Genomic DNA, 25,691 nt, shown 5'->3' with positions numbered 1-25,691 from the left:
CTTGCTTGGACCCGAACCTGATGGACGCCATCTTCCGCATCGACGGCAACGGCATCGAGACCAGCGGCCACGCTGCCGGGCCGTGGGACCCGACGATGCAGCACGGCTCGCCGCCGTCGGCGCTGGTGGCGCATCTCGCCGAACAGATGCCGGCGCCGGTGCCGATGCATGTGGTGCGCGTCACTGTCGACCTGTTGCGGCCGGTGCCGGTCGGGCCGCTGACCTTCGACACCGAAGTGCTGCGCGAGGGCCGCAAGATCCAGCTCTGCGCCGTGCGGCTGCTTTCGAAGGGCGTCGTGGTGGTGAACGCCAGCGTGCTCAAGGTGCGCAACGCGCCGCCGGACCTGCCCGACCACATCGAGCATCCGGAACTCGACGTGCCGCTGCCCGACGACTGCCCGCCGCTCGATGTCGGCTTCACCCGCAATCCGTTCGTCGGCGGCATGTCGCTGCGCAAGGTGCGCGGCGGCTTCGGCGCGATCGGCCCGGGCGCGACCTGGTATCGCGCCGACCGGCCGCTGATCGAGGGGCAGCCGACCTCGCAACTGATGCGCGCGGTGATCGCCTCCGACTTCAGCAACGCCACCTCGTCGGTGCTCGACTTCCGGCACTGGATCTTCATCAATGCCGATCTCAACGTGTTTCTGGCGCGGCAGCCGGTCGGCGACTGGATCCTGCTGAACTCCGAAATGTGGCTCGGTCCGGACGGCGCCGGCATCGCGTCGTCGCGGCTCGCCGACGTCACGGGTTACTTCGGCCGCGCGATCCAGAATCTGGTGATCGAGCGACGCTGAGTAGTTCTACGAAGTCCGCGACCGCAGGCTTAAACCTCGCGTTAACCATCTCGGGACCAACAATGGGGCCGCCGCAATGCGGGGGCCTCGACGCTTCGATGCAGCCGCGCCGGCACCTCGGCATCGAAGTGGACGCTGGCATGTTGTACTCCGAAAAGACTCCTGCATCTCTCGACGAGATCAGGGCCCGCGTGGCGCGCGCGCTGCACCGGCATCCGCTGTGCCGCGAGGTGCGGTTCGAGATCGTCTCGACGCCGCGCACCCGCAAGGGCGGCAACTGGACGATCAGCATCCAGGCGGTCGCCCCCGACGCGCTGTGGGAAGCCTCCGAGATCGTGTCCGACATTCAGGAAGCCTACGAGCTCGCCGTCGTCGCCGAGAGCCGGGCCGCCTGATCCCACCGCGGAACCGCGGCGTTCCGATTCGACCTGCCCGACGCGGGCCGCCCGACACCGGTATCCGGTGCCGGGCCATATTTCCTCTGCATTTATGCGCGATATGGACAGGCGTTCGTCGCGACGGAGATGAGCTTGACGAAAGCAGCGACCCTTCTGGCTCTGGTGTGCCTCCTGATCGCGGGCGCCTCGGCCGCGACCATCCTGGCGCGCGACAGCGTTCCGGCCGCCGGCCTGGCGATGGCAGGCCCCGCGATGGCAGCTCCGGCGGCGATCGCGAGCCCGGTGAGCAACCGGGAAACCAAGTCCGACAGACTGGCGTCTGCGGTCGCTCCCTCCGACTTGTCGTTGCCCGCATTGTTGTCGTCCGCACCGCTGCTGGCCGATCCGTCGGCAGAGGCCGCCGTGCCCGATCTCGCCGGACAACAGGTCCCGTCGCCGCAGAAGCCGATCCAACTGGCCTATGCGGCCGACGACAGCGGCGACCTCGCGGTCGGCGCGCTGCCCGATGCGGCCGACAAGGCCGCCAATTCGGCCCCGGTCACCAGTCTCCCGCCGGTGATCGCCACCGCGCCGGTGCAGAAGCCGAAGCCGGCCGCCAAGCCGAAGCCGCCGGCGCTGCTCAGCGATGCGCAGATTTCCCAGCTCCGCGGCCGCCTCAATTTGTCATCGTCGCAGGAATATTACTGGCCCTCGGTCGAGCAGGCGCTACGCGCGATCGGCCGCAAGCTGCATGCGACCCGCACTGTCGCCGACAGCGGCCCGCCGCCGATCGATCCGGACAGCGCCGAAGTCCAGCAACTGAAATACGCCGCGATGCCGCTGCTGTTCCAGCTGCGCGAAGACCAGAAGCAGGAAGTCCGCAAACTCGCCCGCGCCATGGGGCTGGAGCAGGTCGCGCAGGCGATCTGAGCGGCGCCGGCCGGCGTTCATGGCCGGCGTTGCAGAACAACTCCCGCAAGCACAACTCCCGCAAGCGTCATCCTGAGGTGCTCGCCCGCGAGGGCGAGCCTCGAAGGATGCGGACACGAGGGCCGAGCTTGCGGCTCATCCTTCGAGGCTCGCTGCGCTCGCGCCTCAGGATGACGGAGTGCAAGTTGAGAACCCGCACGCGCCGACAGATTCAGATATCAAACAGCCACGGCTCTTCGTTCTCGCGGCTCCGCTGAGCCCGAGGTGTGCACCCGTCGCTGTCACAGCGAGGGGTGGGGGCGCGCCGGTCGGCGCGGGGTTTGGTGGTGGTTCTCGCGATCACTTCTTGCGAAGGATCGCGCATCGCCTTCCGGCGAGCCCACCGCGGCGCTTTCTGTCTTCGGGCCCGTGCTTCCGTTGACAGGCAAGGGTAATGAAACCCCACGGTCCGGCGGATTACGCCGCCTTCGCCTGCCCCCGTGCAGCGAACTAACAAGTCGCGGAGCCTCGTAGTAGGCCCGGACGGGTCCCCGAAGCCTCCCGGACGCGTGCTTGCGAGGCACGACGCGCAGGACGCCGCGTCCGTCCGATTCCACCGGCACAAGGCCGGCTTCATCGAACCATCGTTCCGGACCGGTTGCCCGGCCCGCCGATCTGTCCCGCTTGTACGACGCCTCGCGAAGCGCCCCTCACGGACAGGACAGCGCGGACTATAATCATAGTAGGATTTTTGTCAAGACGCCTTCCGCCTTCACGGTCGTCATCCCCCGCGAAAGCGGGGGATCCAGTATTGCAGGGCGTGCGTGGTGAGCGCACGACGAACTAACAGGCGCTCTGGAATACTGGGTTCGCCCGATCAAGTCGGGCGATGACGGCAGCGAGAGGCGGAAAGCCGACGCGACCATCCCGACGCCGTCATCCTGAGGTGCTCGACCGTAAGGGCGAGCCTCGAAGGATGCGGATACGGTGCGCGCGGCTCATCCTTCGAGGCTCGCTGCGCTCGCACCTCAGGATGACGTGGCGTCAGTTGCGGGGCGGTGAAACATACTGAAGTCATCACCCGCGCAGGCGGATGATCCAGTATCGCTGGGCGTGCGCGGCGAATGCACCGCGGACCAACAGACGCTCCGGGTTACTGGGTCGCCCGCCTGCGCGGGCGATGACGGCGGGGCAAGTGACAACGACCTTGAGTGATCACTCCAGATCGATCAGATATTGCAGCGCCGAGCGGCTCGGCATGAAGAAGTAGCCGCCGCCTGTCACCGTGACGTAGCTGTGGATACCGTGCAGGGTCAGCGGGCCGGCGGCGGTCGGGATGGTGAAGACGCGCTTTTTCGCCGGATCGTCGGGCGCCGACGCGATGATCGGGTCCGGCTCGTGGCTGAGGCCGTGGAACGACGGCGACGACACCCAGGATTGCTGCACCAGTTCGAACTGGCGTTCGACGTCGGCGCAGACCGCGACGAACAGCAGGCCCTTTTCCGGCTTGCCGCCGCGACCCGGCCCGCCACTGCCCTGCCCGGCTTCGAACGAGCGGCCGCGGCGCAGCAGCCGGTGCCGCGCGGTGAGCTGCTGCTGCGTCGGATCGTCGGGCTGCAGGCTGTCGCGCGGATTGGCGCGGCGGATATGCGCGCCGAACGGACAATGCAGCCCCTGCGGATCGTCCTGGCCGTAGGCGAAGTCGTTGTCGCGGTCGTAGGGATCGCGCGCGTCGCTACGCGATTTGCCGCGACGGGTGTTGAAGGTGGTGGAATTCGGCTTGTCGACCAGCGGCACGCCGTTGCGCCAGCGCCCCATCATCTTCGCCGCCACCCATTCGGCCGTCGGCGTCTCGCCGATCACCGCTGCGAGGTCGCGATATTTCGACAGCTCCTGCGCCTTGGCTTCGGTGAACGCCTTGAAGCCGTCGACGTCCTGCACGAACTGGCGGATCGCGAGAAAAGTCCCGTTGCGGCCGAAATCGCGCACCGGCTTGGCCGGCGTATCGGCGCGGAAATTCGGAAACCGGCTCGGCAGCAGATCCGGCAGGATCGGCAGATGATTGGCCGGATCGGAGCTGCTGGCCACCGTCGCGCTCGGCGGAAAGTAACCCTGATTGTTGCGATAGCCGAGAATGAACTCGCCGGGCTCGACGATGTCGCGCGCCGGCACGCCCTTGGCGAAGCGCTGGGTGCCCTTGATCACCGGCTGCGAGATGCCGTCGACGAAGCCGAAATGTTCGTACTCCAGCGAGGTCTTCGGACCGTCCGGGGTGTCGACCGTCGGCGGGCTGGTCTCGACGACGTAGAGCAGCGCATCGCGGCCGCCGAGCAGCGCCGCATGCGCGTCGAGCGCCTTGCGGCAGACCTCGGCGGATTTGCCGTAGACGAACAGCGTGGCGTCGGCCGCCGCCGCCCCGTCGCTGCCCTCCAGCGCGGCGTCGACCCAATCCCATCGCTCCGGCTTCGACGCGCCGGTGTCGCGCAGGATGTTGGCGCGCTGCGACATGCCAATGTTGAACGCGGTCGGGAACGTGGTCAGCCCGTCATTGGCGTTGCGCGCCGACAGGCCGAGCTTGCCGAGCCCGCTCGCCGAGAAGGCGACGAAGGTCGCGACATTGTGCGCGGCGTCGCCGCCGACGAACGGTCGATCGCCGAAGGTGATCGCGCCGATCGCGGGCCGCGGCGCCTGCGGATCCTGCAGCAGCCCCGCCTCCGGCATGATCGCGCGCAGCCATTCCTTGCCCGCGCCCCGGTCCGCGGGCAGCCGCAGCAATGCGGTCGCGGTGTGGTCGAGCTGCCCCATCGCGCGGAACACCAGCGACTGCACCTCGGGAGTCTCGATCGCATAGTTCGGCCGGGTCATCGAGCCGAAGCAATCGAGCCACGCCCGCGCCGCGCTGTCGGTCGAGGCGCGGACCAGGCCGTCGTGGATCATGGCGTTGCGGCGGATGTCGTCGGTGGTGAGTTGCGGATAGCGGTTGAACCAGAACTGGGTCGGCACCTGCTGGCGCCGCACCCAGCGCTTGAAGCGATCGCCGTCCTGCGCGCCGTCGAAGATCAGGAAGCGGGTGCGCGGAAAGCCGACGCCGTTGCTCCACGCCGCCGACTGGCCGGCATGGGCCTTCATCACGAAGTCCTCGAGATAGCTCTCCCAGCTGCCGTCGTAATTGGCGAGGAAGATCAGCTTGTCGGTGCCGGGCGGCCGGAACCATTTCGCCTTGTGGATGGTGCCCATGTTGAGCACGAAGCCGGGGCGATACCAGTGCGTCACCAGCTCCTTGATGCCCCACAGCGACAGCGCCAGCGTCAGTTTCCGGAACCAGCCGGGCTTGAGCGTGGTGACCGCGGTGATGTGGTTCTGGATGAAGCCGGGATGGTTCTCGCTGGCGGCGATCTCGCGGACCTTTCCGAGATCGGGGTCGCTGTCGTCGGGAACGTCGCGCGATTCGTAGTCGTTCAGCACGAGCAGGAACAGCCCGCCGAGTGCGGCGAGGATCAGCGCCACCAGCAAAATCCCGCCGACCAAGGCGAGCGCGATGCGGCCAAGATAGGTCGCGTCCGAGAACGGCTCGATCGCGAAATAGATCGCCTGGCCGGCGATCAGCACCAGCGCGGCGACGATCGCGCCGATCCACTGGAAAGTCGGCGAGCCGAGCAGCGACAGCAGCGAGTCGGTGCCGGAGCGCGGCACCCAGTCGGAGATCTTGAGCCGCCGCCGGCTCGGCCGGATCAGATATTGGGTGAACGCCGCGCCGCGGGCGAACAGCGCCTGCAGCCGCGCCCTGCGCGGCGAGTCCGGCGATTCGTCGATGGTCCGCTTCAGCGCGGGGTCCTGCCGGATCAGCTTGCGGACATAGCCGAGCGCCACCATCGCGCGGCTGCCGAGGCAGGCGTGATTTTCGAGATAGTCCTCCAGCGCGTCCTGGGCGAATTGCGCCAGCTCGCGCTGCCGGATGATATCGCCGACGGCGAATTCCGGCGTGCCGTTGAAGTTCAGCCCGATCGCGCCCCACGGCCGGGTCTGCAGATCGAGCGTGTTGTCGCGCAGGATGTCGATCAGCGCCGCGCCGGCGGGCGCGTCGGCCTGCGCGAAGATCGGCGCCAGCCATTGTCCGGCGACCTCGGCCACGGCGCGGATCGCGCCGTCCGGGGTGCCGTCGACATTGAGCTCGAGCAACAGATGCGGCGCGGGCTGCTCGGGCGTGCCGGCGTCGATCAGCGTCATCGAGGCGAAGTGGACGATGCCGGTCGCCTCGAACGCCGCGACCAGCTCCGGCCGCGCCGGATTGCCGAGCGCGGTGATCTGCGTCCGCAAGGTGTCGAGATCGGCGCCGGGACGCACCGGTGCGCAGATCACCACCATGTTCTGGGTCTGCGGCGCGACCCGCGATTCGAACTCCATGTCGAGCCGGCGCGGGAAAGGACCGACCCAGCCGATCGCGCCATCCTTGCCGGAAGCGGTGCGCAGATTCGGCTGTTGCAGCAGCCCGCGGAACACCTGCGTGATCTGCGTGATCGCGACGTGCTTGCCGAGGCAGACATGGGCGCCGTCGCCGAACATCAGGCCGGAATCGTTCGGCCGGTCGGCGCGGAACGACCCCGGCGCCACGAAAGCGCGCTTGTCGCGCAGCGCCGACATCGTCGCCACCATCAGCACCGAGCCGGCCTTGACCCGGCGCTGCCGGCTGGTGTTGTGCGCGATCACGCCGTCCTGCGTCGCGTAGCGCCACTGCCCCGGCGCCAGCGCCGGATTGAGCCGGCCGGCTTCGAGCAGGATCGCCTGCAGCCCGGCGACGTCGTCGCGGCCGGCGCAAGCGATCGCCTCCGCCCACACTTTCGGACGGCGCAGCAATTCGTCGAGCATCTTGCCGGCGGCGAGCGTGTTGGTCGGGATGAAGCCGGTGACGAGGCCGACGATGATGGCGCGGATCTCGTCCTCGGTGACGACGCCGTCGTGCGCCTGCGCCACCAGGCGCCCGACCACGGTGTCGGTTTCCGGCGCCGCCTTGGCGCGCGCGATGGCGCGGTCGATGACCTCGCGGACCTGTGCGGCGCCGTTCAGCGCCAGCCGCCGCGTCGCGGCGTCGCCGAACGGATCGGCGAACAACAGCGCCGAGATCGACATCGCCCATTCGGCGAAGGCGTCCGGATCCTCCGGTTCGAGGCCGAAATAGCCGCAGCAGGTTTCGGTCGCGACCCGCGTCATCAGATCCTTCATCACGTCGATGCGGCCGCCGGAGGCGTCGAGCAGGATCGTCGTGTAGTGCGCGGACAATTCCCTGATGCGATCGAGATCGGCCGGGCGCAGCACGCTGCGGATGATGGCGTTCTGGCGGTCGTGCTCCGGACCCTCGAGGCCGAGCACGAAATTGGTGCCGCCGGCGAGTTCGGTCATCTCCGGCCCGTAGGGCACCTCGTACAGGCCGGGCTGCGCCAGCACGTCACGAACGTCGGTCTCGCGGGTGACGATGATCAGACGACCGAATTGCGGATTCGGCCAGACCTCGCGGAAGACATGCAGCGCTCCGCGCATCAGCCAGCCGAAGCCCCAGCTGGTCCAGCGCTTCAGCGTGGTGTCGGCGCCGAGGTCGTCGAGATTGAACGGGAGGATCGGAGCGGGCGGGGCGGAAGCGGTGTCGGACTGGGCTTTCTTGATCGCGTCGTAGTACTTGAGCGTGAACATCGGCCACCTCAAAAAAACACATCAAAATCGGTCTCGCCGATCAATTCGGCTCAAAATGCGCGGGGCTTTCTTGACTGTCGCGCTCCAGCCAGTCCGCGTCGCGGCCCGGCACCATTTTCAGGCCTTCGACGAAATGGTCAATCCATGTTCTATCGACGAACGGCAACCATTCGATGTAACGCCGCGAAAAATTCGGCTTGACAGCAAGTAATTCATCGGTCGCGAGCCGCGCCGCGGCGAGATGACCGCCGCGCGCCAGCGCGTTGATCTTGAGAACGTGCGCGTACCAATAGGCCGGGCGGCGGGCCAGCGACAGCGAGGCGTGCTCGGCCGCGTCGGCCCAGCGGCCGCACATGGTGTGCGACATCGCCAGTTCGCCCAGCGCATAGAAGATGTTCGGATCGTTCGAGCTCAGCCGCAGCGACGCCTTGAGGTGATCGATCGCTTTGGCCGGCTCGCCGGCGAGATTGTAGCAGCCGCCGAGCTGGGCGTGCGCCAGCGCGAGGCTCGGATTGAGCGCGATCGCGTGCTGCAGCAGGGTCTTGGCCTCGTGCGGATGGCGCAGCCACATCTCGGCGATGCCGGCGAGCATGAAGCCGCGGCCGTCGTCGGGGTCGGCGAGACTGGCCTGCTTCGCCAGCTTGCGCATCCGCAGGATCTGCTCCTGCGGCTGGCGGCCGGCCCAGATCGACCAGCCGAGCGCCGAGGTGACCTGGATCAGCGCCTCCGCCGAGTCCGGATCGAGCGCCAACGCGTCGGCGAACAGCTTCTGCGCCATGTCGGAATCGGCGCGGGTCAGCCGGTTGAGGTGCCAGCGGCCGCGCCAGATCAGGTCGCTGACGCCGAGCGCGTCCTGGCGCTTGTTGCGGATGCGGATCTGCTCGGCGTGCTCGATCCTGATCTCGAGCTGCGCCACCAGTTCGTTGACGAACTGCTCGAGTTCGTCGCGGAGCGCCGGCGATTGCAGCGTGAAACGCCGCGACCAGATCGCGTAGCCGGTCGCCGCCTCCGACAGGCTGGCGGAGACTCCGAACGAATCGTAGGCGCGATACAGATGCCCCTCGATCAGATAATGCGCGCCGAGCCGCTGGCCTATCACCTTGCGGTCGATCGTGTCGGCGAAGGAAAAGCTCGAACTGCGCGCGATCACCGGCAGCCAGCGAATCCGCGACAGGCCGACGATCAGCTCTTCGCTGATGCCCTCGGCCAGATAGTCCAGCGTCTCGTCGCCGGTGACGTTGGTGAACGGCAGCACCGCGATCGCCTGATTGCCGGTGAAGCCGACGGGCGGCTGGCTGGTGTCGAGGATGTGGCTGGGCAGCCCGCCCGGCACCGGCGCGGCGGGCGCCGGTGGGCGCGGTCCGCGCATCAGCCGCGCGCGCTGCTCGCGCAGCCAATCGCGGAAGCTGGCCTCGCCGGGAATATCGAAGCCTTCGAGAAATTCGCCGGCGATGGCCGGATCGGCGCTCGGATCGCGGGCGTCGACGACGATCCGGTCGAGCCGCAGGCGGACGCGGTCACGATCGCTGACCAGCAATTCGATGCCGGCGCCATTCAGAAGCTTTCGCAGATTCGACAATTCGCGGCGCAGACTTCCCGCCGCTTCGGCATGGCCGCGACTGCCCCACAGTCGATCCTGCAGCCAGCCACGGGTGTGCTCACCGTCGCGCGACATCGCCAGCATGGCGATGACGGCCGTCCCCTTCTTGCTGGAAATCTCGACGCGTCGACCGTCCGGCGTCGACAGCTGGAATGGCCCCAGCAATCTGACCGAAAAGCGCAACGACGTCTCCGACATAACTTCGATCATCCGGATTCAACTCAGAATAGCATTTTTCACGCGTCTATCACGTGAATTTCACGCCGGAAACAGTTCGATAAGAAGACGAATGGGAACTCGATAAGGAAAATGCCGAGGTGCTCTTCCGCTAGGCGAAATTCGCCGGCGAGGGCTCGGAGTTGGCCGCTGGAGCTGCAGGGCGGGTCGTGCGCGGACTTTATGCGAGCAAGTCGCATGTCGCGGAACGGCGGAGTTAGTAAGGGCGGGGTGAAATGGTAGGGGTCGCAGGGGCGGATTTCCAGCAGGACCTTCTGTTCGCGTTCGGTGGCGGAGATCCGCAGATCACCATCGCGGTGCTGGATGGGCCGGTGGATCGCACACATGATTGTTTTCGCGGCGCGCGGCTGGCTCCGCTCGACACGCCGGCTGCGGCGCGATGCGCCGAGGAATTCGCCAGCGCGCAGGGCACGCATCTGGCGAGTCTGATTTTCGGCCAGCCCTGCAGTTCGGTCGAAGGCGTCGCGCCGCTCTGCCGCGGGCTGATCGCACCGATCTTCGGCGACGACCGGCCGGGCTGCTCCCAGACCGATCTGGCGCAGGCGATCGTGATGGCGCTGGATCACGGCGCCCACATCCTCCACATCAGCGGCGGATTGTTCGACGGGCGGCGGCAGCCGACCGCCGAACTGAGCGCGGCCGTGGCGCTGTGCAACGACCACAACGCGCTGATCGTCGCCGGCGCCGGCCGCGATGGCTGCGCCAGCCTGCTGCGCCGCTGCGGCGCGGTGAATCTTCTCCCGGTGGGCGCGATCGACAGAAACGGCCGGCTGATCGGCGGCAGCGACGCCAGCCTGCACGAGATCGGCATCGCGGTCCCCGGCGCCAGGCTGATCGGCGCGACGCTGGAAGGCGGCATCGGCGAGCGCCGCGGCGCGAACTACTCGGCCGCTTTGATCGCCGGCATTGCCGGGCTGCTGCTCGGGACGCAGACCGCCACCGGCCGGGCCCACGACCCCGGCGCGGCCATCGAGGCGATCCTCGGCAGCGCGACGCCGCGGCTCGCGGCGCGGGCCGACGAATGCCAGCGCGCCTGGATCGGCCGGGCAAATGTCGAAGCCGCCGCGGCCCGCCTCACCGGCGTGATGTTCGACAGTGCCGCGACGTCTCCGTTCGGACTGTGGCATCGGGCGCTGACGAATGCGCAGCCGTCGGACCACGCCACGTTCCGGCCGCGGGCGTGACCGCGCCGGGCTTTGCGCGCGGACCAGCGTGACTTCGCAGCTTCGCATGGTCGGATCGTCGGGGCGGACCGCAATGGTTACGATGCAGAGTCGCGCGCGGCACCGCGCTCGGGGGCCAGCGCGACGCCCTTGATCTGCGCGAACAATTCGTCGCCTGCGGCGAGCTGCAACTGATCCCACGACCGCCGCGTCACCCGCGCCAGCAGCCTTGCGCCCTGCCCGCCCGGGCCGAGCGCCAGCACGACCAGAACCTCGTTGGGGCCGACTGGCGAGGTCGTGGCGATCCGGGCCGGCAGGATGTTGAGAATCGAGGTGCGGTGCGGCGCCTCGCGCGCGAGGCTGACATCGCCCGCGGCGATCCTGATCCGGCGCGCTTCGCCGGGCTGCACCGGCGCGGACGGCACCAGCAATCGACCGCCGTCGAGCCGCAGCGTCAGCAGGCCGTAGACGGAATCGTAGGACTCCGCGATGGCGTCGACATTCACCGCGGCGTCGCGCGCGGTCGCCAGCGGCAGCGCCGGATCGCTCTGCAGCTCGGTCAGCGGTCCGGCGGCGAGCACTTTGCCGGCCCGCATCAGGATCAGATGATCGGCGAGGCGTTCGATCTCGGTGATGTCGTGGCTGACATAGATCACCGGCAGCGACAGCCTTGCATGCAGCCGCTCCAGGAACGGCAGGATTTCGTCTTTGGTCAGTCGGTCGAGCGCCGACAGCGGCTCGTCCATCAGCAGCAGTTTCGGCTGCGACAGCAGCGCGCGGCCGATCGCGACGCGCTGGCGCTCGCCGCCGGAGAGATTGCGCGGCGCGCGGTCGAGCAGATGCGACAGCCCGAGCAGCTCGATCACCTCGTCGAAGCCGACCGCGCCCTCCGCCGCGTCGGCGCCGCCACGCGGCGCGCCGTACAGCAGATTGGCCCGCACCGACAGATGCTGAAACAGGCTGGCCTCCTGAAACACGTAGCCGATCGGGCGCTGATGCGGCTTCAGAAAGGTCGCCTCGTCCTGCCAGACATCGCCGTCGACGTCGCAACGACCGCCGGGCAGACGCTGCAGCCCCGCCAGACAGCGCAGCACCGTCGACTTGCCGCAGCCGCTCGGACCGAACAGGCCGGTGATGCCGGTCGCCGGCACGCTGAACGCCGCGTCGAGCGCGAAGCCGCCGAGCCGGCCGCGGAATTCGCCACGAATGCTGCGCGGAGCGATCGCCCTCATCCTCTGATCCGCGCGGTACGCTTTTCCAGCATCATCATGGTGAGAATCACCACGAAGGCGAACGCCGCCATGCCGCCGGCGAGGATATTGGCCTCGCGCCATTGCGAGGTCTCGACATAGTCGTAGATCGCCACCGACAGCACCTTGGTGCTGCCGGGAATGTTGCCGCCGATCATCAGCACGATGCCGAATTCGCCGACGGTGTGGGCGAAGCCGAGCACCGCGCCGGCGAGAAAGCCCGGCCGCGCCAGCGGCACCGCCACCGTCCAGAACGCCTTCAGCGGCGAGGCCCGCAGCGTCGCGGCGACTTCCAGCGGCCGGTCGCCGATCGCGTCGAAGGCGTTGCGGATCGGCTGCACCACGAACGGCATCGAATAGATCACCGAGCCGAACACCAGACCGCCGAAGGTGAAGGCCAGCGTGCGCCCGCCCCACAGCCCGGCGATCGCGCCGCCCGGCCCGTCCGGCCCCATCAGCACCAGCAGATAGAAGCCGAGCACGGTCGGCGGCAGCACCAGCGGCATCGCCACCACCGCGGCGACGCCCTCCTTCCACGCCGCCTTGGAGCGCGCCAGCCACCACGCGATCGGCGTGCCGACGATCAGCAGGATGATCGTGGTGATGGCCGCGAGTTCGATCGTGAGCCAGACCGGCTGCCAGATATCGGGGGGAAGGCCCGTCATTGGTGCGCCCGGATGCCTGTGCGGGGCGCGGCACTAACCTCTCCCCGCGCGCGGGGAGAGGCCGACCGGCGGAGCGCAGCGACGCTGGTCGGGTGAGGGGGCGCCTCCCCGAGGCCGAGCGGCCCAAACTCGCGGAGACGCCCCCTCACCCCGGCCCTCTCCCCGCGCACGGGGAGAGGGAGCGAAGCGCCGTGCATGAAGCCGGATTGCTTCGCTGCGCTCGCAATGACGGGAAGAGGCGCTCGCATGCAGCGTCGCTCAGCTCGCCTTGCCGGGCGCGACTTCGTAGCCGTACTTCTCGATGATCGCGCGCGACTCGGGGCCCTTGAGGAAGTCGATGAAGGCCTTGGCGGCGACATTGGCCTCGCCCTTCTTCAGCAGCACCGCGTCCTGGGTGATCGGCTTGTACAGCGACTGCGGCACCATCCAGCGCGAGCCGTCCTTGTCGTTGATCACTTGCGACAGCGCCACGAAGCCGACCTCGGCATTGCCGGTCTGCACGAACTGATAGGCCTGGGTGATGTTGGCGCCCTCGACCAGCTTCGGCTTCAGCTCGGCATCGAGCTTCAGCGCCTGCATGGTTTCGACCGCGGCAGCGCCATAAGGCGCGGCGGCCGGATTGCAGATCGACAGCTTGGCGAATTTGGCGTCCTTCAGCGTCGCCTCGCCCTTCACCACGCCGGGCGCCTTGCTCCACAGCACCAGCTTGCCGATCGCATAGGTGAAGACGCTGTCCTTCACGCCGAGGCCCTCGTCGGCGAGCTTCTTCGGGCGCGCGCTATCGGCCGACAGGAACACTTCGAACGGCGCGTCCTGGGTGATCTGGCTGTAGAACGGGCCGCTGGCGCCGAACGACAGCACCAGCTCGTGCCCGGTCTTGGCCTTGAAGGCCGCCGCGATCTCCTTGACCGGCTCGGTGAAATTGGCCGCGACGGCGACGTGGGCGGAGGCGGCGAATGCCTGGCCGGCCGACAGGCCGACCGCGACGGCGCCGAGCAGCGCGAGTTTGAGGACGTGTTTCAAAGCATGACTCCTAAGTGTGGACAATGAACTCTCATCCGCCATTGCGAGGAGGCGCAGCCGACGAAGCAATCCAGCCACTTGCGCGCCTCTCCTGGATTGCTTCGTCGCTACGCTCCTCGCAATGACGCGGATGCATGGGCATCAATCGATGGCGACGATGACGTGTGCGGCGTCGAACAACGCGCAGGCCGGATCGCCGGGGGACAGCTTCATGTCGACGGCGCTGCGCGCGGTGATCGAGGCGGCCAGCGTCTTGTCGTCGCCGATATCGAGCACGATCTCGGCATTGACCGCGGAGACGTCGGCGCGCCGGACCACGCCGTGCACGCAATTGCGCGCCGACACCATCGGCGCCGTGGCGCCCGGCGAGATCAGCACGAACGGCGCCTTGATCAGCACGATCACCTCGCGCCCGACCACGAGACCCAGGCTGCGCACGCTCTCGCTGGTCAGCAACGCGTAGATCGTGGTGTCGGCCGACACCGCGACCGCGACCTCTGCGCTCAGCGTGTCGGAATTGATTTCGGTGATGGTGCCGCGGAGGGCGTTGCGGGCGCTGGTTTTCATGAAGAATCCGGAGACGAGATTGAGCGGGGAGATGCCGGTGCCGGCGAGGTCCGGCTCGAGATTGCGCAACACCCGCGCCATCTGGGCCTCCAACCGGCCGAACGCCTCGATCACCCGCAGGCCGGTCGGCGTCAGCACCGCGCCGCCGCCGGCCTTGCCGCCGGTTCGCGTTTCCAGCAGCGGGCGGCCGAACATGTTGGTCATCGCGTCGAGCGCGTCCCACGCCGCCTTGTAGCTGAGGCCCGCCGCCTTGGCGCCGGCGGTGATGCTGCCCTCGCGCGCCACCGCCTGCAGCAGCCGGATGCGGTCGCGGCCGACGCCGGAAATGTCCTTGGTCTTCAGGGTGACCGTAGCCTCGATTGGCATAAAGACGGGCTCGCCGATGGTTATATAGATGATCTACATAACGCTAACCCCGATCGGGACATTCCGCAACCAGGAGATTCGACTATGAAGATCAGCGCCCGCAACCAGCTCAAGGGCACCATCATCGACATTCAAAAGGGCGCCACCACTTCGCATGTCCGCATCGACATCGGCGGCGGCGCGGTCGTCACCGCGGCGATTACCAACGAGGCGGTGGACGAGCTGAAGCTCGCCAAGGGCCAGGCCGCCATGGCGGTGATCAAGGCCTCGGACGTGCTGGTGGCGATCGACTGATGGCGGCCGGTCGACGCTGTGTGTGCGCAGCGTCGACCGGCCCTTCCCTCAGAACAGATAATTGAGACGCAGCATCGCCTGGTGGCGCTCGAAATTCGTGAGGTCGAGACGCCGCGGGTCGTTGATCGCCCTGCCCGCGACCTGCGTGCTCCAGGTGCCCGACAGGCCGACATTGTGCGCCAGATGCATCGAGAAGGTCGGGCCGAGATACACCGCGTCGCCGACGAAGCGGTCGAGGCCGAGGCCGTCATAGGCCCGCAAATAGCGCGCCTCGGCGCCGAGGATCAGATCCGGGCCGACTTTATAGGACATGGCTCCGTTCACCGAGAACTCCGAATCGCGCGACCACGCGTTGCTGAGGTCGCGCGACGCGCCGCCCGAGTACCAGACGTTGACGGTGGCGAACAGCGTGTTGCGGATCAGCTCCTTGTCCATCAGCGCGGCGAACTCGCTGCCATAGGTCTGGACGTCGAAGCCGGTCAGTTCGTCGAACCTGTTCCACGCCGGCGCGGCGTGCAGCGTCAGACCGAACGGCATCACGTCGCGGTCGAGCACTTTGTAGCGGAATTCCAGCGACGCGCCGGCGACCGCGGTGCGGCGGTTGTCGATCATGTCCGGCACGCCGCTGACCCTGGTCGAGGCAAAGCTGATGCCCGGCGCCACGCGAAAATTGTCGGTGAGCACGAACTTGACCTGCGACAGCACGCCGACGCCGGTATACGAGCCGGCGCGCCTGTTGAAGCGCCCGACATTCTCGATCTCGAGCTCGATCTCGCCCTTCTTGCCGATGTCGGAGCCCATGCTGAAGCCGAAGATGTGCTCGGTATCGACGCCGTCGTGCTGCGCCTGCGCGTCGAGCAGCTCGGCGCGCGGCTTGACGGCCCGCACGGCAGCGCTGGTCGACGAGGCCGAGGCGGTGGACAGCCAGGACGGCGCGTCGCCGGCGTCCGCCGAGACCGGCAGCATCGACCCGAGCGCCAGAATGCTCAGCGCCACACCCAAAATAGACTTCTTGCGACGACCGCACGCCGCTTCAAACTGCAACACCATTCGACCCCCGAAATCGAAACGCAACTCATTCCGGGAACTAATTGCAATTGAGAGACGGCGCGGGTCAAAGATTTTGTTCTATAGGATCAATAAGTTGGAAGTTGTTTAGATTTGATCGAAAGCAATGACAGGGTAGTTAGTTACCAAAAATACTCGCCGCATCATTCTTTCGTCGACCACCGAAGCGCGCAGAATCCGGAGATCATGCGACTGATGGCGTCGCGGCGTGATAACGATACCGGCCTGCGGCCGACGCCTGCTCGCGCAGTCGACCGACCGACCAACCTTGACGAGGACACGACATGAAGAAGCGCCCCCAGATCAATATCGGCATCTCCGAGAAACATCGCGGCAAGATCGCCGACGGGCTGTCCCGGCTGCTGGCGGACTCCTACACGCTGTATCTGATGACGCACAATTTCCACTGGAACGTCACCGGGCCGATGTTCAACACGCTGCATGCGATGTTCATGGCGCAATACACCGAGCAGTGGACCGCGCTGGATCAGATCGCCGAGCGCATCCGCGCGCTGGGTTTTCCGGCGCCCGGCACCTACAAGGAATTCGTCAAGCTGGCCTCGATCGCCGAAGTCGAAGGTCAGCCGAAGGCGCTGGACATGGTGCGGCACCTGGTGTCGGCGCAGGAAGCCACCGCGCGCACCGCGCGCGAACTGTTTCCGATCGTCGGCGAGGCCAACGACCAGCCGACCGCCGATCTGCTGACCCAGCGGCTCGACGTCCACGAAAAGACCGCGTGGATGCTGCGCAGTCTGCTCGAAGACTGACCACTTGGCGAATCGCGACATCGACCAGGGCCGGCTACGGCCGGCTCTGGAGATTTATTTGTAGACCTCGCACACCGTGGTGTGCGCGTTCGGCGCACTGCCTCTGCCGCGCGGAGAGAGGTTGGACCACCACGCCTCCAGCGCCCGGCGCTCGCAGGGCAGCCGCACGCTCATGCCGTCGGCGAACCGGATCCAGGCGTCGAAGCGCTTGTTCGGGACCGCGATCACCAGCGGGATGTCGGCGCTCAGCGCCTGAACGATCAGATGCAGCAGCCCGCGGCCTTCGCTCTCCTGCTGGCCGAAGCGGTTGATGATGACGAGGTCGGCGCCCTGGCCGATCGCCGTGCCGACGCGGCCGCCGGCCGCCAGTAGCTGGCCGGGATCGAGCCGGCAGCCGGACGCCTGCGAACCGAGGTTCTGATACAGCGGCAGTTGCTCGCCGCTGTGCAGCAGCGTCGCCGACAATTGCGGCACGTCCGCCACGCGATGCGCGAACTGCACCAGGCCGACGGTGCGAGTGCCGCGCGCATTGAGATCGGCCGCGAAGCCGTGGAGCAGCGCGTCGGGATCGTCGCCGGGGTCGTAGACCAGCGCCGCGAGATCGCATTGGGAATCGAAGGTCATCTTCTCTCCGCCGGTTTGCCGGCGCTCCGCGGACGGAGGAGGGTCCGCCGCACTTCAGCGGCGCCGGCCCGTCGTCGTATAGATAAATATATAACGTATGTGCCATTTACGAGCAATTTGGCCTTTAGGTGCGCTTCGTGAGCGACGCGGCGGCGACCCCATACCCCGCCACCTGCGGATGCCTCTCATTTGAGACTTTTGTAATTTTATTGCTCAAACAGCACCTCATTCTTCGCTTTTGATGCGCGTCAAATCGAGCCCTCCTCTCGCATGCTAGTGCACCGCACACAGGCTACGGCTTTACCACCGCGGAGGTTCGACCCCGCCGGAAGCCACTTCTGAAGGATCGAGACGAGGTTCGCCGTGCGCTGCAATCGCAGCCGCCACGGCCCCGACCGCTTTTCTCGGACGCGCCGCGCGGCATCGCTGCGCCAACAGTCATTAGGAATGGAACGACCCATGAACGCAAAATATCCCGGCATCCCCTCGGTGATCCACGGCAACGGCGCGGTGGCGCAGGTGATGGGTCATGTCTGCGGCGGCGTCATCGGCTACCCGATCACGCCCTCGACCGAGATCTCCGAGATCTACGAGGCGTTCCGCTCCTCCGGCGGCTGCAATGTCTGGGGCAAGCACCCGTTCTTCTTCGAGCCCGAGGGCGAGCACTCGGCGCAGTCCGGCGCACTCGGCGCCGCGCTGACCGGCGGCAAGTTCATCTCCAACGCCTCGTCCAGCCAGGGCATCCTGTACGGCCTGGAGTCGCACTACGTCACCGTCGGCAAGAAGGTCGGCGGCTTCGTGCTGCAGGTCGCCGCGCGCGTGGTGTCGAAGCACTCGCTCAACGTGATGGCCGGCCATGACGACGTCTATGCACTGCTGTCGTCGGGCTACACCATCCTGTTCGGCTCCAATCCGCAGGAAGCCGCCGACCTCGCGGCGATCTCCTACAAGGTCGCCGCGACCTCGCTGATCCCGGTCGCCAATGCGATGGACGGCTTCGCCACCTCGCACATGCTCAGCGAAGCGCTGATGCCGGAGCCGGAACTGCTGCGCGACTTCCTCGGCGACCCGTCCGGCCGCATCAAGTGCCCGACGGTGGCGCAGGAGATGCTGTTCGGCGCCAAGGGCCGCGTGTTCCAGCTCAAGCAATATCTGGCGCGGCACGAGGCCGATTTCCTGGCCTGCGATCTGACCAAGCTGAAGCTGCATCTGGATTCCCATGCCGACGCGATCGAGACCGACAACGACGCCGCGCTGATCGATGCGACGCTCGCCTACGTGCCGGAAGAGCTGCGCGGCCCGTGGAAGCGGCAGTGGGTCAACGCGCCCGAGAAGGGCACGCGGCAGTTGGTGCCGGCGCTGGTCGATATCGACAATCCGGGCCTGACCGGCGGCGTGCAGAACCAGCCGGACTTCCAGGCCGGCGCGGTCGACCACCGCACCCATTTCGCCAATGCGGTGCCGCGCTTCGTCAAGGAAGCGATGGACGAATACGCCGCATTGACCGGCCGCGAATACAAGCCGGTGATGACTTATATGTGCGACGACGCCGAGCACGTCGTGATCGGGCTCGGTTCGGTCACCGACGACGCCGAAGCGGTCGCGGCTTACTTGCGCTCGCAGGGCAAGAAGGTCGGCGTGGTGTCGATCAAGATGCTGCAGCCCTTCCCCGAGGCGGACCTGATCGAAGCGCTGAAGGGCAAGACTGCCGTCACCGTGCTGGAGCGCTCCGACGTCACCGCGCTCACCAGCCTGGTGACGCAGGCGCTGTGCAAGGCGCGCGAGAACGGCGACGCCGGCGTGCGCCATGCCGGCATTCCGGCGCTCGACAAATTGCCGAAGATCACCACCGCGATCTTCGGCCTCGGCGGCCACGATCTGCAGCCGCGCGACATGATCGCCTGCTACGCCAACATGGAGAAGCCGGATTCGGCGCCGTTCGTGTATCTCGGCACGCAGTTCTTCACCAAGGACGCCTCGCCGCGGATGGCGGCGCTGCAGGATCGGCTCAGGACCGCCTATCCGGAAACCCAGTTCATGGCGCTGCCGACCGGGACCAACCCGAACCTGCTGCCGCCCTCGGCCTTCCGCATCCGCTTCCACTCGATCGGCGGCTACGGCACCATCGCGTCCGGCAAGCTGCTCACCGACATTCTGGCCGGCGCGCTCGACATGCACTCGAAGTCGGCGCCGAAATACGGCTCGGAGAAGAGCGGTGCGCCGACCAATTACTACATCACGCTGTCGCCGGAGCCGGTGAAGATCACCAACGCCGAACTTGAAGACGTCGAGATCGTGATCTCGCCGGACCATAAAGTCTTTGTGCACACCAACCCGCTGCGCGGGCTGGTCGAGGGCGGCACCTTCATCTTGCAGACCAACCTGTCGGCGCTCGACGTCTGGCGTGACCTGCCCGCCAAGGCGCGGCAGACCATCCGCGACAAGAAGATCAAGTTCTACGTGATCGACGCCTTCGCGGTGGCCAAGCGCCACGCGCCGACCGCCGAACTCGAGACCCGGATGATGGGCATCGCCTTCATCGGCGCGGTGTGCGGCCATGTCGACCGCGTCGTCGCCGACGCCTCGCAGGAGGCGATGCTGAACAAGATCCGCCAGCAGATTTCCAAGAAGTTCGGCGCCAAGGGCGGCGACATCGTCGACGGCAACATGGCGGTGATCCGTGAGGGCGTCGAGGCGACCCACAAGGTCGATGTCGACGCACCGGAATTCAGCGAGGACGCCATCAAGGCCGCCCCGAAGGCCAAGCGCGACGCCTCGATCTCGGCGTCGATGTGCCGCGCCGCCGCACCGGCGCAGGCCTCGGGCTTCCTCGATCCGGAGTACTACGACGACGTGCTGGCCGGCCCGTTCCGCGACGGCACCATCGCCGATGCGCCGGTGCTGCCGGGCATGGGCATGTTCATGCCGGCCGGCTCCGCCGCCGCCAAGGACAAGGGCCTGTTCCGCCGCAACGTGCCGGAGTTCAACGCCGATCTGTGCACCGGCTGCATGGAATGCGCGCTGGTCTGCCCGGACGCGGCGATCCCCAACGCCGTGCACGACATCCACGAACTGCTCGGCACCGCGATCAAGCAGCTCGACATCGCGCCGGCCCAAGCCGAGGCGTTGCGCGGCCAGGTGCCGACTCTCAGCGAAGCGATTCGCGAGGTGTATCGCTCGGCCAAGGACGACAGACCGTTCCACGAAGTGGTGGCGCAGGCGGCCGAACCGCTCGGCCTCGACAACGCCACGCTGAAGCGCAATCTCGGCAAGCTCGCCGCGGCGCTGTCGGTGTATCCGGTGGCCCGCACCCGGCCGTTCTTCGACGCGATGGAGAAGAGCCAGCCGGGCACCGGCGGCCTCTATTCAGTGAGCGTCGATCCGTGGAAGTGCTCGGGCTGCCTCGAATGTATCGACGTCTGCGGCCCCGGCGCGCTGGTCGATCGCGAGCAGGACGAGCCGCTGCTGGAGCAGCTCCAGGCCCGGTTCGAATTCCTCAGCCGCACCCCGAACACCCCGGCGCGCTTCACCGAAGGCGCGACCAAGCCCGAGGGTGAGACCAAGCGGCTGATGCTCGACCGCGCCAATTACTACGCCACCACCGGCGGCCACGGCGCCTGCCGGGGCTGCGGCGAAGTCACCGCGATCCGGCTGGTCACCTCGACCAACCACGCGATCCACGACAAGCGCCGCAAGGACCACACCCGCGAGCTGGAAGCCCTGATCGACCAGCTCACCGCCAAGCGGACGCAGGTCGAAGGCGACGCGGCGCGCGCCGCGCGGATCGACGCGACGCTGAAGACGCTGGAGAAGCGGCTGTACACCTACGAGAGCGGCCCGACCGGCAACGGCCCGTCCGGCATGGTGATCGCCAACGCGACGGGATGTTCGAGCGTCTACGCCTCGACCTTCCCGTTCAACCCCTACACCGACCCGTGGGTGAACAGCCTGTTCCAGGACACCCCGGCGGTGGCGAAGGGCATCTTCGAGGGCCTCACCGCGCAGGCCTCCGACGATTTTCGCGCGCTGCGGGTGGCGAAGCTGGAGCTGGCCGACGCCTATGATCCAGCCAAGCACGACGGCTTCTTCCGCTACTTCGGTTGGGGCCAGTTCACGCCGGAGGAGCGCGGCCTGCTGCCGACCGTGCTGAGCATGGGCGGCGACGGCGCCACCTACGACATCGGCTTCGGCGCGCTGTCGCGGCTGCTGTCGACCAAGACCCCGATCAAGGTGGTAGTGCTGAACACCGGCGCCTATTCCAACACGGGCGGCCAGACTTCGACCGCGAGCTTGACTGGTCAAGACTCCGACCTGTCGCGGTTCGGTATCGCCAATCACGGCAAGCAGGAATCCCGCAAGGAGCTCGGCCTGATCGCCTCGTTCCATCCCAACGTGTTCGTGGTGCAGACCGCGACCGCGCTGCAGGGGCACTTCCTGAAAAACGTGATGGAGTTCCTCAACCACAGCTCGTCGCCGGCGGTGCTCGACGTCTACACGCCGTGCCAGGCCGAGCATGGCATCGGCGACGCCGTCGCCAACCGCCAGGCGCGGCTGGCGGTGGAGAGCCGAATGAATCCCGTGTTCGTCCACGACCCGCGCAAGGCCGGCAAGCTGGAGCGCGCGTTCTGCCTCGACGGCAATCCGGAGCCGGATCAGGATTGGGCCAGCAAGTCGATCGAATATGTCGACGACAGCGGCGCGACCCAACTGATGAAGGCGAAACTGACCCCGGCCGATTTCGCCTATACCGAAGTCCGCTTCCGCAAGCAGTTCAAGCCGATGAAGAAGGAGGCCGACGGCCTGCCGATCGACGAGTACGTGGCGCTCGACGCCGCTGCGCGGGCCGGCAGGACGCCGTTCATCCATGTCGCCGACGCCGACAAGAAGCTGGTCAGGATGGCGGTCGGCGAGACCGTGGTGGCGCTGGTGGAAGAGCGGCGCAAATACTGGCGCACGCTGCAGGTGCTCGCCGGCTTCGACATCCGCGCACTCGACGACAGCCACCGCGTCGAACTGGAAGCGCTGCAGCAGCAGTACCAGGAGCAGGTCAAGGCCCGCGAATCCTCGCTCGACCAGATCGCGCGCGGCATGAGCGAACTCGCCGCTTCCTCCAACGCGCCGGCCGCCGGCGGCTTTGCCGGGCTGATGAACGGCTTCGCGGCGGCGCCCGCCGCGGCGGCGCCGACCAACGGCGCCAAGCCGGCCAACGGCAACGGCGCCGAGCCGATCCATATCGACGATGCCGATCTGGACAAATGCACCAACTGCAAGAGCTGCTATCAGGACGTGCCCGAAGTGTTCGAGCTGACCAAGATCGTGGTCGGCGGTGCGTCGAAGGACGTCGCTCACGTCATTCCCGGCGTCTTCGGCAAGCTCAAGGTGACGCCCGAATTGTCGGCCAAACTCAGCCGCGCGGCGGCGAATTGCGACGCGGAGATCATCCGATGAGCAGCCTCACCGTGCCGAACGACGTGCTGCGCTATCAGCAGGCGCGCAGCGCGCTGGAAAGCTCCAAGACCGAGCTGGAGGAGCTGCAAGCCAGCGAAGCGGTCGGCGTGTTCCAGAAGCAGATCGCGCTGTTGCAGAAGCGGCTGCTCAACGACCCGGCGTCGCTGCGCAACATGTTCATCGCCGACGGCACCCAGGCGATCGTCTGGGAATTCCAGCAGGCGGAGCTCGGCGAAGCGTTCACCACGACGCTGTGGAATCTGCTCGCCCGCGGCGATGATATGTCGATCATCCTGCAGCGCTTCATCTGGGCGCTGCCGCTGAAGTTCAAGCGCAAGTTCATCAAGGCGATCGACCTGCATCTGCGCGATCGCTATCCGATGTTCGAAAACCTGTCGGAAGGCTGGCCGGGCGAGGCGTTCATCCCGCCTTACATCCGCCCGGCGGAGCAGCGCGCGGTCGACTTCGACCTCGTCAACCAGGGCTATCTCGGCTACCAGTCGATCGGCTATTCGCTGCGGGAGTGCGAGCTGTTCGTCTGGCTCGAAGTGATGCGCGACAAGCAGTGCGACGACAAACCGTGCGAGCTCGGCGTGCTGATCCACGGCAAGAGCGAGCCGAAGGGCGGCTGCCCGGTGAAGATCCACATCCCCGAGATGCTGGACCTGCTCGGCAACGGCAAGCATCGCGAAGCCTTGGAGCTGATCGAGAGCTGCAACCCGCTGCCCAACGTCACCGGCCGCGTCTGCCCGCAGGAACTGCAGTGCCAGGGCGTCTGCACCCATACCAAGCGGCCGATCGAGATCGGCCAGCTCGAATGGTATCTGCCCGAACACGAGAAGCTGGTGAATCCGAACGCCAATGAGCGCTTTGCCGGCCGCATCAGCCCGTGGGCCGCGGCGGCAAAACCGCCGATCGCGGTGGTCGGCTCCGGCCCGTCCGGCCTGATCAACGCGTACTTGCTGGCGGTCGAAGGCTTCCCGGTCACGATCTTCGAGGCGTTCCACGACCTCGGCGGCGTGCTGCGCTACGGCATCCCGGAATTCAGATTGCCGAACCAGCTGATCGACGACGTCGTCGAGAAGATCACGCTGCTCGGCGGCCGCTTCGTGAAGAACTTCGTGGTCGGCAAGACGGCCACCTTGGAAGACCTCAAGTCCGAAGGCTTCTGGAAGATTTTTGTCGGCACCGGCGCGGGGCTTCCCACGTTCATGAACGTGCCCGGCGAGCATCTGCTCGGCGTGATGTCGGCCAACGAGTTCCTGACCCGCGTCAACCTGATGCGCGGCCTCGACGACCGCTACGAGACGCCGTTGCCCGAGACCAAAGGCAAGAACGTGTTCGTGATCGGCGGCGGCAACACCGCGATGGACGCCGCGCGCACCGCGAAACGTTTGGGCGGCAACGTCACCATCGTGTATCGCCGCACCAAGAGCGAGATGCCGGCGCGCGTCGAGGAGCTGCATCACGCGCTCGAAGAAGGCATCAATCTCGCGGTGCTGCGCGCGCCGCGCGAATTCATCGGCGACGACCACACCCATTTCGTCACCCACGCGCTGCTCGACGTCAACGAGCTCGGCGAACCGGACAAATCCGGCCGCCGCAGCCCGAAGCCAACTGGCGAGATCGAACGCGTGCCGGTCGATCTGGTGATCATGGCGCTCGGCAACACCGCCAACCCGATCATGCGCGACGCCGAGCCCGGGCTTAAGACCAACAAATGGGGCACGATCGAGGTCGAAGCCGGCTCGCAGCGCACCTCGATCCAGGACGTGTACTCCGGCGGCGACGCCGCACGCGGCGGCTCCACGGCGATCCGCGCGGCCGGCGACGGCCAGGCGGCGGCCAAGGAAATCGTCGGCGAGATCCCGTTCACCGCCGCCGAGATCAAGGACCGTGTGGAGCGCGCGGCGCGCTACACCGAGCTCGGCCAGATCGAACAGACCATCGTCGACAAGGTGACGCTGGCCGGCGGCATCGTCGAATTCACCGTGCGCGCCCCGATGGTGGCGCGCTCAGCGCAGGCCGGGCAGTTCGTCCGCGTGCTGCCGTGGGAGAAGGGCGAACTGATCCCGCTGACGCTGGCCGATTGGGACGCCGAGAAAGGCACCATCGACCTCGTGGTGCAGGGCATGGGCACCTCGTCGCTGGAGATCAACCGGATGGCGATCGGCGATGCGTTCAGTGGCGTCGCCGGCCCGCTCGGCCGCGCCTCGGAGCTGCATCGCTACGACGGCAACCAGACCGTGGTGTTCTGCGCCGGCGGCGTCGGCCTGCCGCCGGTGTATCCGATCATGCGCGAGCACCTGCGGCTCGGCAATCACGTCACGCTGATCTCCGGCTTCCGCGCCAAGGAGTTCCTGTTCTGGACCGGCGACGACGAGCGCGTCGGCAAGCTGAAGCAGGAATTCGGCAATCAACTGTCGCTGATCTACACCACCAACGACGGCAGCTACGGCGTCAAGGGCTTCGTTACCGGGCCGCTGGAAGAGATGATCAAGGCCAACCAGCAGGGCTTCGGCCGCAGCATCGCCGAAGTGATCGCGATCGGCCCGCCGCTGATGATGCGGGCGGTGAGCGATCTCACCAAGCCCTACGGCGTTAAGACCGTGGCGAGCCTCAACTCGATCATGGTGGATGCGACGGGAATGTGCGGCGCCTGCATGGTGCCGGTGACCATCGACGGCAAGATGGTGCGCAAGCACGCCTGCATCGACGGCCCGGAAATCGACGCCCACATCATCGACTGGGACAAGTTCCTGCCGCGCTTCAACGCCTTCAAGGCGCAGGAATTGGAGAGCAAGGCCAAGCACGGGTTCGCGTAGGGGCTCGACGTCGCGACATCGTCATTGCG

16 protein-coding genes are annotated in these 25,691 nt (G+C 67.1%); 8 read left to right on the top strand and 8 right to left on the bottom strand.

Annotated elements, in window-relative coordinates:
• The first annotated feature begins 20 nt into the window (after positions 1–20).
• The 3 genes from RPB_RS04395 to RPB_RS04385 all read left to right on the top strand — a co-directional run bounded on the left by RPB_RS04395 (position 21) and on the right by RPB_RS04385 (position 2,101).
• Positions 21–794 carry a thioesterase family protein gene (locus RPB_RS04395; RefSeq protein ID WP_011439765.1) on the top strand — a complete coding sequence of 258 codons (774 nt, stop codon included), beginning with the start codon at positions 21–23 and terminating at the stop codon, positions 792–794.
• A 140-nt stretch (positions 795–934) separates the two neighbouring features.
• A complete protein-coding gene (locus tag RPB_RS04390; protein WP_041798555.1) occupies positions 935–1,189 on the top strand; it encodes a hypothetical protein in 255 nt (84 codons plus the stop codon).
• A 135-nt stretch (positions 1,190–1,324) separates the two neighbouring features.
• Positions 1,325–2,101 carry a hypothetical protein gene (locus RPB_RS04385; RefSeq protein ID WP_011439763.1) on the top strand — a complete coding sequence of 259 codons (777 nt, stop codon included), beginning with the start codon at positions 1,325–1,327 and terminating at the stop codon, positions 2,099–2,101.
• Between the two features lie 1,194 nt (positions 2,102–3,295).
• Here the strand turns inward: RPB_RS04385 and RPB_RS04380 are convergent.
• Together RPB_RS04380 and RPB_RS04375 are read right to left on the bottom strand one after the other, a co-directional pair.
• Positions 3,296–7,765: a cytochrome P450 gene (locus tag RPB_RS04380; protein WP_011439762.1), complete on the bottom strand. Its 4,470-nt coding sequence runs from the start codon at positions 7,763–7,765 to the stop codon at positions 3,296–3,298.
• A 40-nt stretch (positions 7,766–7,805) separates the two neighbouring features.
• Entirely contained in the window at positions 7,806–9,575 is a 1,770-nt protein-coding gene (locus tag RPB_RS04375) for a hypothetical protein (protein WP_041797946.1), read from the bottom strand.
• A 242-nt stretch (positions 9,576–9,817) separates the two neighbouring features.
• Between RPB_RS04375 and RPB_RS04370 the strand changes: the two genes are divergently transcribed.
• Positions 9,818–10,786 carry a S8 family serine peptidase gene (locus RPB_RS04370; RefSeq protein ID WP_011439760.1) on the top strand — a complete coding sequence of 323 codons (969 nt, stop codon included), beginning with the start codon at positions 9,818–9,820 and terminating at the stop codon, positions 10,784–10,786.
• Positions 10,787–10,863: 77 nt separating this feature from the next.
• Here RPB_RS04370 and modC read toward each other — a convergent pair whose 3' ends face one another.
• From modC to RPB_RS04350, 4 genes are all read right to left on the bottom strand, one after another.
• A complete protein-coding gene (modC, locus tag RPB_RS04365) occupies positions 10,864–11,997 on the bottom strand; it encodes a molybdenum ABC transporter ATP-binding protein (protein ID WP_011439759.1) in 1,134 nt (377 codons plus the stop codon).
• Positions 11,994–12,680 (bottom strand): molybdate ABC transporter permease subunit, encoded by a 687-nt coding sequence (gene modB, locus RPB_RS04360; RefSeq protein WP_011439758.1) that lies wholly within the window; start codon positions 12,678–12,680, stop codon positions 11,994–11,996. The genes modC and modB overlap by 4 nt, the downstream gene beginning before the upstream one ends.
• 258 nt (positions 12,681–12,938) lie before the next feature.
• Complete coding sequence (gene modA / locus RPB_RS04355; RefSeq protein ID WP_198135173.1) at positions 12,939–13,745, bottom strand: molybdate ABC transporter substrate-binding protein; 807 nt, start codon at positions 13,743–13,745, stop codon at positions 12,939–12,941.
• A 99-nt stretch (positions 13,746–13,844) separates the two neighbouring features.
• The gene (locus tag RPB_RS04350; RefSeq protein ID WP_011439756.1) at positions 13,845–14,636 is read right to left on the bottom strand and encodes a TOBE domain-containing protein; all 792 of its coding nucleotides are present in this window, start codon (positions 14,634–14,636) and stop codon (positions 13,845–13,847) included.
• Between the two features lie 84 nt (positions 14,637–14,720).
• Here RPB_RS04350 and RPB_RS04345 point away from each other — a divergent pair, with 84 nt between their 5' ends.
• A complete protein-coding gene (locus tag RPB_RS04345; RefSeq protein WP_011439755.1) occupies positions 14,721–14,930 on the top strand; it encodes a TOBE domain-containing protein in 210 nt (69 codons plus the stop codon).
• 48 nt (positions 14,931–14,978) lie between these two features.
• On the opposite strand, the gene RPB_RS04340 is transcribed toward RPB_RS04345, so the two are convergent.
• Positions 14,979–15,980 (bottom strand): hypothetical protein, encoded by a 1,002-nt coding sequence (locus RPB_RS04340; protein WP_011439754.1) that lies wholly within the window; start codon positions 15,978–15,980, stop codon positions 14,979–14,981.
• Positions 15,981–16,282: 302 nt separating this feature from the next.
• On the opposite strand from RPB_RS04340, the gene RPB_RS04335 reads away from it, so the two are divergent.
• A complete protein-coding gene (locus tag RPB_RS04335; RefSeq protein WP_011439753.1) occupies positions 16,283–16,765 on the top strand; it encodes a Dps family protein in 483 nt (160 codons plus the stop codon).
• 54 nt (positions 16,766–16,819) lie between these two features.
• On the opposite strand, the gene RPB_RS04330 is transcribed toward RPB_RS04335, so the two are convergent.
• Positions 16,820–17,389 (bottom strand): DUF2478 domain-containing protein, encoded by a 570-nt coding sequence (locus RPB_RS04330; RefSeq protein ID WP_011439752.1) that lies wholly within the window; start codon positions 17,387–17,389, stop codon positions 16,820–16,822.
• A 459-nt stretch (positions 17,390–17,848) separates the two neighbouring features.
• Between RPB_RS04330 and RPB_RS04325 the strand changes: the two genes are divergently transcribed.
• Positions 17,849–22,837 (top strand): 2-oxoacid:acceptor oxidoreductase family protein, encoded by a 4,989-nt coding sequence (locus RPB_RS04325; protein WP_041797943.1) that lies wholly within the window; start codon positions 17,849–17,851, stop codon positions 22,835–22,837.
• A complete protein-coding gene (locus RPB_RS04320) occupies positions 22,834–25,662 on the top strand; it encodes a sulfide/dihydroorotate dehydrogenase-like FAD/NAD-binding protein (RefSeq protein WP_011439750.1) in 2,829 nt (942 codons plus the stop codon). The genes RPB_RS04325 and RPB_RS04320 overlap by 4 nt, the downstream gene beginning before the upstream one ends.
• Positions 25,663–25,691 lie beyond the last annotated feature (29 nt).

The organism is Rhodopseudomonas palustris HaA2 (genome assembly GCF_000013365.1).
GTDB lineage: Bacteria > Pseudomonadota > Alphaproteobacteria > Rhizobiales > Xanthobacteraceae > Rhodopseudomonas > Rhodopseudomonas palustris_J.
This window is presented reverse-complemented; position numbering and strand designations above follow the sequence as displayed.

What these genes read in the sequence shown, in the direction of transcription:
- modA (WP_198135173.1), bottom strand. Translation starts at nt 13,745, where the DNA reads ATGGCGGATGAGAGTTCATTGTCCACACTTAGGAGTCATGCTTTGAAA.
- RPB_RS04320 (WP_011439750.1), top strand. Translation starts at nt 22,834, where the DNA reads ATGAGCAGCCTCACCGTGCCGAACGACGTGCTGCGCTATCAGCAGGCG.
- modB (WP_011439758.1), bottom strand. Translation starts at nt 12,680, where the DNA reads ATGACGGGCCTTCCCCCCGATATCTGGCAGCCGGTCTGGCTCACGATC.
- RPB_RS04340 (WP_011439754.1), bottom strand. Translation starts at nt 15,980, where the DNA reads ATGGTGTTGCAGTTTGAAGCGGCGTGCGGTCGTCGCAAGAAGTCTATT.
- RPB_RS04390 (WP_041798555.1), top strand. Translation starts at nt 935, where the DNA reads ATGTTGTACTCCGAAAAGACTCCTGCATCTCTCGACGAGATCAGGGCC.
- RPB_RS04380 (WP_011439762.1), bottom strand. Translation starts at nt 7,765, where the DNA reads ATGTTCACGCTCAAGTACTACGACGCGATCAAGAAAGCCCAGTCCGAC.
- modC (WP_011439759.1), bottom strand. Translation starts at nt 11,997, where the DNA reads ATGAGGGCGATCGCTCCGCGCAGCATTCGTGGCGAATTCCGCGGCCGG.
- RPB_RS04330 (WP_011439752.1), bottom strand. Translation starts at nt 17,389, where the DNA reads ATGACCTTCGATTCCCAATGCGATCTCGCGGCGCTGGTCTACGACCCC.
- RPB_RS04350 (WP_011439756.1), bottom strand. Translation starts at nt 14,636, where the DNA reads ATGCCAATCGAGGCTACGGTCACCCTGAAGACCAAGGACATTTCCGGC.
- RPB_RS04325 (WP_041797943.1), top strand. Translation starts at nt 17,849, where the DNA reads ATGAACGCAAAATATCCCGGCATCCCCTCGGTGATCCACGGCAACGGC.
- RPB_RS04370 (WP_011439760.1), top strand. Translation starts at nt 9,818, where the DNA reads ATGGTAGGGGTCGCAGGGGCGGATTTCCAGCAGGACCTTCTGTTCGCG.
- RPB_RS04345 (WP_011439755.1), top strand. Translation starts at nt 14,721, where the DNA reads ATGAAGATCAGCGCCCGCAACCAGCTCAAGGGCACCATCATCGACATT.
- RPB_RS04335 (WP_011439753.1), top strand. Translation starts at nt 16,283, where the DNA reads ATGAAGAAGCGCCCCCAGATCAATATCGGCATCTCCGAGAAACATCGC.
- RPB_RS04375 (WP_041797946.1), bottom strand. Translation starts at nt 9,575, where the DNA reads ATGATCGAAGTTATGTCGGAGACGTCGTTGCGCTTTTCGGTCAGATTG.
- RPB_RS04395 (WP_011439765.1), top strand. Translation starts at nt 21, where the DNA reads ATGGACGCCATCTTCCGCATCGACGGCAACGGCATCGAGACCAGCGGC.